This window comes from Streptomyces sp. NPDC058685 (assembly GCF_042714725.1).
Classification (GTDB): Bacteria; Actinomycetota; Actinomycetes; order Streptomycetales; family Streptomycetaceae; genus Streptomyces.
The window spans coordinates 20,114-27,762 of the sequence record NZ_JBHXSL010000073.1 but is presented as its reverse complement, the minus strand read 5'-3'; the positions used below and the strand labels follow the sequence as shown (position 1 = coordinate 27,762).

The window sequence follows — 7,649 nt, the reverse complement described above, 5'->3', positions numbered from 1 at the left end:
AACCTGCGCAAGGCGCAGGTCATCGTCCGCCGCCACTGCCAGGAGCTGGGAGTGAACTACCTGGAAACCAGCCTGATCACGTCCTACCGGCAGGCACTGCGCAGTCTTCACCGGGCTGGAGCCCCCCTGCGCCGCAGCAAGGCCACCGTGTAGAGCGCGCCCGCTTCGTGGGCACGCGCCTCAGATGCCCCTCGATGCTCCGCGCACCCCTGACCGCCTCCGGCCGCAGATCGCCGGTCACCGGTCGCCGGCGTCAGCGCAGCCACTGGTCCTGGTCGGCGGGACGGTACAGCGTGACCGCTCTGGGCAGCTTGTCCAGCACCAGACGCCGGTAGGTGGCCTCCGTCACTTCGCCGTCGTACGCGAAATGGGGTTCGCCCTGAAGGATCTCCAGGTCCAGCCGGCGCACCTGGGCGGTCGTCAGAACCCGGGAGTTGTGCAGGGTCCCCGTCAGAACGGCGAGGAGCAGCCGGGTCCGCGCCAGCGGGGTCCCTGCCTCCACCGCGCGGACGTCGAGCAGACCGTCGTCGAGCTGGGTGCGGTAGGTGGGGGCGAATCCGGCCGGGTGATAGATCCCGTTGCCCGCGAAGAGCAGCCAGATTCGGCGGGGGTTGCCGTTGATGACCACCGAGAGCGGGCTGCCGGTGGCCAGTACCTTGGCCAGGCCCACGGCCAGTGCCGGCCATTTGCCGATGCGCTTCTCCAGCCGCTCCCTGGCGTGGACGAGTTCCGAGTACACCCCGATGCTGAACGTGTTGAGAAAGAGCTGCTGTTGGCCGCTCGTGGCGGCGCCATCGGGTGACGATGCCCGGCCCACGTCGGCGGTCACCGCGTCACCCGCACGGATCGCGCGGGCCACGTCCTCCAGAGTCTGATTCCCGAGGTCGGCGGCGAAATGGTTGAACGTACCGCCCGGGAAGACCGCGAGGGGCACATGGTGGCGGGCGGCCGTCTCACTGCCCGCGTTGACAGTGCCGTCGCCGCCGCACACCCCCAGCGCCCCTCCGTCCGCGACGGCCCGCCGCGCCGCCTCGTCGAGCAGGGCGGGCAGGTCGTCACCCGGCTCGAACACGTTGATCACGGCCTCGGGAAGCAGCGCACGCAGGGTCTCGACGGCGTTGCTGCTCCAGGAGATCCCGGAGGACGGATTGACCACCAGATGCAGACCCTTGCCGTCCGCGAGGGCGGGGGCCGGTCTGCGCGGGGAGGCGGCAGCGGCCGCGGCCTCCGGCGTCACGGGCCACCAGCGGCAGGTGAGCAGCGCGGCGCCCACCCCCACGACAACTCCGGCCGCCGTGCGCCCTCGATGATCGAGGCCCCCGCGGCTGCGTACCCAGGCCAGTCCCGCGGCGAACGGCAGGGCAGCCAGCCCGTAACGGGGCGACTCCAGAACGACGCCCGAGGCGAAGGCGGCAGCCGATGCCATCGGGCTGGAGGGCAGAGAAGCGGTGCTCGGGCGGGGAAAGACCGCGGGGAAAGCGTCCAGGACGGGACGGGCGCTGCGAGCAGCCGGTTTGGCCAGCGTGTGATTGATCGCCGCGACGATCCCCACGGAGCCGATCCCGCGCAACGCGGCACGGCGGGCGCTTCGGTCGCCCGACAGCCCGAGCACGACGGCGGCACCGAGCCACACAGCGTCGTGCTCAGCAGCCCTGCGCAGCAGGTGAGTCGTCGAACTCCCCCGCGCACGGCGCATCATGGCGAGGGACGCGGCCAGCCGGTTCCCCGGTCCGGGTATCTTCCACAGCTGTCCAGGTCTCTTCATGCGCACGCCACACCTCTGCACCTGGAGAATCGACTGCGCGACCGGGCCGGACCGCAGCGCCGCCTCACCCTAGCGGCACGCCGGTTCCTCTGCCCGAGACGTGGCGCGAGCGCGGAGAGCGACGGCCGGTTCCCCTCCCAGTTGTGCACCTGAGCCGGCTCCGGTGCGCATGGGCGCGGCAGGGCGCTGGTCACATGTGCCGTTCGCGGTCCCGGCGATCCTGGCGGTTCCAGCGCCCGCGCCGTTGGCGTCGGTAGCGCCGCTCCCAGCGTTCCTGGCGGTCCCGGCGGTCCCGGTACTCCACATAGCCGGGCTGCCCTCCCCCGCCCCGGCCACCGGATCCACCTCTGCCGTAGTGGGCAGAGCCGAAGATCAGTACGGCAGCGGCCACCCACCAGACCGGGTTCAGGAAGCCGAAGCCGAGCAGGGCCACGACAAGAATGAGAAGCAGGACGAACACAACGGGCCTCCCTGGGCGGAGCAAAGCGTCGCTGCCAGGGACCGGGGCCTCATCGAACAACGTAGTCCTACCCGAGGCCCACGGCCAGCTCCCCACGTCATCGCGTACCGCCCCTGCGGAGATGGCGACTTGACGCCTGTTCAGGACGTGCCGCGGCGCATGGTCTGCGAAGTGCCGCCCCGGCCCCCGGCAGCGCTGAGCAGTTTCGCGTTCCCGCTCGGGAGCGCACCCGGCACACCGGCGCCTGACCCATCTCGCCCCGAGCGCGGCCGTTCCGCACCCGCCGTCAACCGTGCCGGCCGAAGCTCCCACCGAGGACCCGACAACCCCGGGCGCCCCTCCCTCACGCGTGAAGCCCACCCCCGTCGCGTCCGCGCCGACAGGGGACGTCGCACCGCATTGACCATCAGCGGCATCGGCTCATGTGGGAGATCGGCTCTCACCTTCGCCACTTCAACGCACGTGGCACTCGGGGGAACTCCTCGTGCAGCAGACGACCGACCAGCGCGCCGCCGAACACCACGACGCCCACACCGACCAGCCACGACTGGAGGACCAGAACCGTTCCGAAGGGGCCGTAGGTGACAGCGCTGGAAGCGATCAACGGCGAGAAGACGAACCGGGAGAAGATCCTGAGGCCGAGCAGTCCGATCACGGTCGCCACCGCGCCGGGCAACAGGGCCGGCCAGCCGATCCGGCCGCCGAGCAGCATCCGCTGTGACCACCAGAAGAACAGAACAGCGCTCACCAACGCCGCCAGCGCCCCGGCCACCGATCCCCTCCACAACCCCGTGGTGGCGGACACGAAAAGGTATCCGGTGAGCACGGTGAGCCACAGGACATGCCGCCACCTGGCGTGCCAGCGGGCCGGTGGCAGATCCCAGACCTTCTCGTAGCCGGTCTGCACGGCCGCCCCGAACGTCAGGCCGAAGACGGCCAAGGTGGCGATACCGAAGGCTGTCGTGGTCCGCAGAGCCTGGCCGGGCAGCGTGAACAGCTCCTCGACCTCCTGCTTCGAGGCCGCCGATACGCCGATCCCGTCCCCCAGCCACTGCGCGAACCCCCGCCCGTGGTCCGGGTCGGCCGAGGAGACAATGATCAGCAGCGGCACCAGAGTCAGGAACCCGAGCGCCGCGAAGCCGAGCGACCGTGATCCCAGTTCGAGTCCGCTGCTCCGGCGCCAGCCGCGCCCGGCCGGCGAACGGCTGAGCGCTCCGCGTAGCCGCCCGAGAAGTGATGAATGATTCGCGGCAGGGGACGGGGTCATCGGCAGGGCCTCAGGAGTCCTCTTTCAGGCCGAGGACGGACCGCAGCTTCCGGGTTGCCTCTCCAGTGTCGCAACCCTTTTGCTCTTCCGGGACAGCCCTCAGAGGCCAGTCGTCGGGGCGAGAGGCAGGCCGGGCACATCAACAAGCGCATCGGTCGCGTTGACCAGCCCGATGGGGTCGAGGAGCTGGTGCAGTCCGCCGGAGGGCGGGAACTGTCCGACGACGGGCAGGTTGATGCCGGGGGACGGCGCCACGGGTGCGGCCAGGGCGGTGGCGGGAACCACGAGTGCGGCTCCGGCAAGGGCGGAAACGAGAACGAGTCGCTTGATCATGAGTCGTCCAACGAGCAGCCCGGCACCGTGGACACGCACCCGAAGCCGGACAGAATCCAGGTCGTCGACCAACGTCTTCAGCAGGGCGATGCATCGGCCGCCACGCCCACGTCGCGGCGAGTTCTGAATCCTCCCGGCCAGACATCATTTTGTATGCGCGGCAGAGGAGGCGCATGGATGACGCCCCCTCGTGCGAGTTAAGGGCGCCGCGCATTCGGGGGGTATGTCGGATGATCGTCGATATGCATTCACTAATATGCCTGACGTATCGCGCCGTCGAGCGTTTGCCAATTACCCCATTTTCGATTTTTTATCGTTGCCTCGGGGATTCTCGTGCGTAATATTCATCGGCATCAGCAAGGCTTCCGGGCGATCGGTTAGGGCCCGGTGTGCCACGGCCCCCCACAGAAACTGGCCCTTAGATGAAGCTGAAGATCCGTCAAGCGGCAAACCGCCGTACTTTGTCAGGCATTCTGGCCTCGGCCCTTGCCACGACGGTTGCCGCTGCGATGGTCGTCATGACGTCTACGCAGGCGATGGCCATCGCGATCCCCGTACCTCTGGGCACAGCCGCGAGCTACTCGGTTCTGGCAGGCCAGGGAGTCACCAACACCGGCCCCACCGTGCTCAGCAACGACCTCGGGACGCACCCGAACCCGGCCATCACGGGCTTCCCGCCCGGGCAGGTGCTCGGTGCCGTGCACCCGGCGGACGCTCAGGCCGCACAGGCCAAGAGCGATCTGGTCGTGGCGTACAACCAGGCGGCCGGCCAGGCCCAGGACTTCGCACTTCCGGCGGGAATCGGCGGAGGTCAGGAACTGCTTCCCGGTGTCCACCGGGCCACCTCCGGTGTCGGACTCACCGGCGACCTGGTCCTGAACGCCGGGGGAAACCCCAACGCGGTCTGGGTCTTCCAGATTCCTGAAGCCCTGACGACGGCGCCGAACAGCCGGATCCTCCTCACGAACGGCGCTTCGCCGTGCAACGTGTACTGGCAGATCGGCAGCTCGGCGACCATCGGCACCACCACCACCTTCGTGGGCACGATCATGGCTCTCACCTCGATCTTCGTGAACGCGGGAGCGAACATCCAGGGCCGGGCTCTCGCCCGCAACGGCGAGGTGACGCTCAACAACAACAGGATCTTCCTCGGCGGATGCTCCACCGGAACCACCACGACCGGGACCACCACCGGCACGACCACCGGTACGACCACCAGTGGCGGTCTGCTCACCGGCGGTCTGGTCACCGGCGGCCTGCTGGGCGGACCCGTCGTCGGCGTCGTCGGCGGTGACACCTCGGGCAACATCGCCGGCAACACCTCCGGGAACACCGCGGGCAACTCGTCCGGGAACACCGCTGGCAACACGGCGGGCAACACCACCTCCGGGAACACGCAGGGCAACACGTCCGGCAACACCGCGGGCGGCAACGGCGGTCCCGTGGGCGGCCACGACGGCAACAACAAGCCGGGCCACGACGACAAGCCGGGCCACGGCGACCACGGCGACAAGCCGGGCCACGACAACAAGCCCGGTCACGGTGACCACGGCAAGCCCGGTCACGACAACAAGCCCGGCCACGGCGACCACGGCGACAAGCCCGGTCACGGCGACGACGGCGACAAGCCCGGCGAGCACTACGGCTACGGCGACAAGCCGAACGGCCACGACGGTGACGACGGCCCCAAGGGCCACGAGGGCTAGACAGAGCACTGCACTGAACCCTCACCAGGGATGACGGCGCACGGCGGAATTCAATGAATCCGCCGTGCGCCGTCCGTGGCATCCGCAGACATGCCGGATGCGCAGCCAGACGCGAGCAGAGATACGAGAAAGACAGGGTGGGCGGTGTCGAGCGGAATGAGATCAGCGGACGTGCGGGAAATCCCGCACGCGGATTCCGGTCCGGCCGGGCAGGAATGTCCTGAAGACGAGGCCGCACCGGCCGAACGGCCCAGACGTTCCCGTGCACTGGAAGCGGGGTTGTTCACCGCTGTCGTCCTGTGTCTGGCAACAACTCTCGTCCATGTCGTTCTGGTGTTTCTGCATGTGGCACCTCCCAATACCGTCTCGAAGCGGTACAGCCCGCAGATCAATGCCTGGGTGTATCCCCTCTTCGAACAGAACTGGCGTCTGTTCGCCCCGGACCCCGACTCCGTCAATCGGCAGATCCTGGTGAGAACGGCCCACACCCGCTCCGACGGGTCGGTTCGGGTGAGCAAATGGTTCGACCTGTCCGCAGCCGACACAGCAGCGGTCGAGCACAACCCCTTCCCGAGCCACACGACCCAGAACCTGCTGCGCCGGGCCTGGACGTCCTACACCGATTCGCACGGGGGAGACGACGCGTCGCGCACGCCACGCGCCGTGATGATGCAGAAGTACCTGAGCAACATCGCTGCCGACCGCGCCGCCGCGCGCACCGACGGCACCTTCGACTTCATCCAGCTCCGCGTCGTCACACTGCCCGTCGCCGCACCCGGCAGCGCGGCCGGCCAACGCCCCTCGGCGCCCGCCGAGAACCGGCTTCTGCCCTGGTGGAAGGTACCCGTCCATGGGAAATGAGCAGACCCCCGAGACCTCTCCCACGACCCCGACGCCCGGGCCGACAGACCACAGGACTGAACCCCTGGGCGTGGTCGCATGGTTCACCGGCCGGATGGGTGCGCTGTGGGGCCTTCTGACCGACCGGCCGCTGTCCCTGTACGCCACATCGGTACTGCGCATCGGATACGGACTTCTCTACCTGGTCTTCCTGCTGCGCGAGTTCCCTCACCGTGACGAGATCTGGGGCCCCGGCTCGGCGTGGACGCCCGCGCTGGCACATCAGCTCTTCGACCAGACAGGCTGGAACAGTGTCCTGACCCTGTCGGACAGCCCTGTCTACTTCGAACTGTGCTACGCGGCGGCCCTCCTCGTGTCCGCGCTGTTCATGCTGGGCTGGCGGACCCGCGTCCTGTCCGTCCTCTTCGCCGTCGTGGTGACGTCGTTCCACGCCCGATCGATCTTCATGACGGACGGGGGCGACAACCTGATCCTGCTGATGGCCCTCTACCTCGTCCTCACCGCATGCGGTCGGCGCTGGTCCCTGGACGCACGCAGAAACCGGCTCCGTACGGCTCGTACGGGTGACGCACCGGAACCGGTGAAAAGCCCCCTCTCGCAGCAACTGCGCGAGGCCCGCACGACGTTGACCACGGTGGTGCACAACTGCGGGCTCTTCGTCATCGGCGCACAGGTCTGCTTCCTCTACGGATCGGCCGGCCTGTACAAGGTCCAGGGCGGCACCTGGGGCAGTGGCACCGCTCTCCACTTCGTGCTGAACCTCGAACTCTTCCGCCCCTGGCCCGAGCTCTCCCACATCGCGGCCGAGTACACGGTCCTCATCGCCATCGTCGGCTACATGACGGTGCTCCTCCAGGTCGCCTTCCCGTTCGTGCTCTTCGGCAGGCTCAAGTACCCCGTGCTCGCCATGCTGCTGGGCATGCACATCGGTATCGGGGTGCTCATGGGACTGCCGCTCTTCTCCGGCGCGATGATCATCGCGGACGCCGCGTTCCTCCCCGACCGCTTCTACACCGCCCTGCCTCGCCTGTGCCGACACATCGCGGGGCGAACGGGCCTGTGGCGGCCGGCACCGGGCCGACCGGCTGGATCCGGGACCGTACCCACGCAGGGCAGGCCCGGTGTGCCGAGCCAGAAGCAGCAAGTCACACCGGCGGGGAAGGGGAACGGGTAGCCGTCCGCCCCCTCTCTCACCGGACCACCCCCATTGCTGTCCAGGCTCTGGGGTGGTCCGGTTCTTTCGTAGGGGCCCTGTGG

The 7,649-nt window shown here is 68.7% G+C and carries 7 protein-coding genes and 1 pseudogene; 4 read left to right on the top strand and 4 right to left on the bottom strand.

Going from position 1 to position 7,649, the window contains the following annotated elements:
* Positions 1-153: pseudogene (locus tag ACFWU3_RS33740) on the top strand (acyl-CoA desaturase); the annotation flags it as partial.
* 100 nt (positions 154-253) lie between these two features.
* Here the strand turns inward: ACFWU3_RS33740 and ACFWU3_RS33735 are convergent.
* The 4 genes from ACFWU3_RS33735 to ACFWU3_RS33720 form a co-directional block, all read right to left on the bottom strand.
* Positions 254-1,765 (bottom strand): diacylglycerol/lipid kinase family protein, encoded by a 1,512-nt coding sequence (locus tag ACFWU3_RS33735; RefSeq protein WP_384445023.1) that lies wholly within the window; start codon positions 1,763-1,765, stop codon positions 254-256.
* Positions 1,766-1,955: 190 nt separating this feature from the next.
* Complete coding sequence (locus ACFWU3_RS33730; protein ID WP_384445021.1) at positions 1,956-2,225, bottom strand: hypothetical protein; 270 nt, start codon at positions 2,223-2,225, stop codon at positions 1,956-1,958.
* Between the two features lie 439 nt (positions 2,226-2,664).
* Positions 2,665-3,492 (bottom strand): YhjD/YihY/BrkB family envelope integrity protein, encoded by an 828-nt coding sequence (locus tag ACFWU3_RS33725; protein ID WP_384445019.1) that lies wholly within the window; start codon positions 3,490-3,492, stop codon positions 2,665-2,667.
* A gap of 99 nt (positions 3,493-3,591) precedes the next feature.
* Positions 3,592-3,825 carry a hypothetical protein gene (locus ACFWU3_RS33720; protein ID WP_384445018.1) on the bottom strand — a complete coding sequence of 78 codons (234 nt, stop codon included), beginning with the start codon at positions 3,823-3,825 and terminating at the stop codon, positions 3,592-3,594.
* A gap of 422 nt (positions 3,826-4,247) precedes the next feature.
* Between ACFWU3_RS33720 and ACFWU3_RS33715 the strand changes: the two genes are divergently transcribed.
* The 3 genes from ACFWU3_RS33715 to ACFWU3_RS33705 all read left to right on the top strand — a co-directional run bounded on the left by ACFWU3_RS33715 (position 4,248) and on the right by ACFWU3_RS33705 (position 7,566).
* Positions 4,248-5,531, top strand: a complete 1,284-nt coding sequence (locus ACFWU3_RS33715; protein ID WP_384445016.1) for an ice-binding family protein — start codon at positions 4,248-4,250, stop codon at positions 5,529-5,531.
* A 171-nt stretch (positions 5,532-5,702) separates the two neighbouring features.
* On the top strand, positions 5,703-6,392 hold the full coding sequence (locus ACFWU3_RS33710; RefSeq protein ID WP_384445014.1) for a DUF5819 family protein: 690 nt from the start codon (positions 5,703-5,705) through the stop codon (positions 6,390-6,392).
* 94 nt (positions 6,393-6,486) lie between these two features.
* Positions 6,487-7,566, top strand: a complete 1,080-nt coding sequence (locus ACFWU3_RS33705) for an HTTM domain-containing protein (RefSeq protein WP_384445025.1) — start codon at positions 6,487-6,489, stop codon at positions 7,564-7,566.
* The last annotated feature ends 83 nt before the right edge of the window (positions 7,567-7,649 follow it).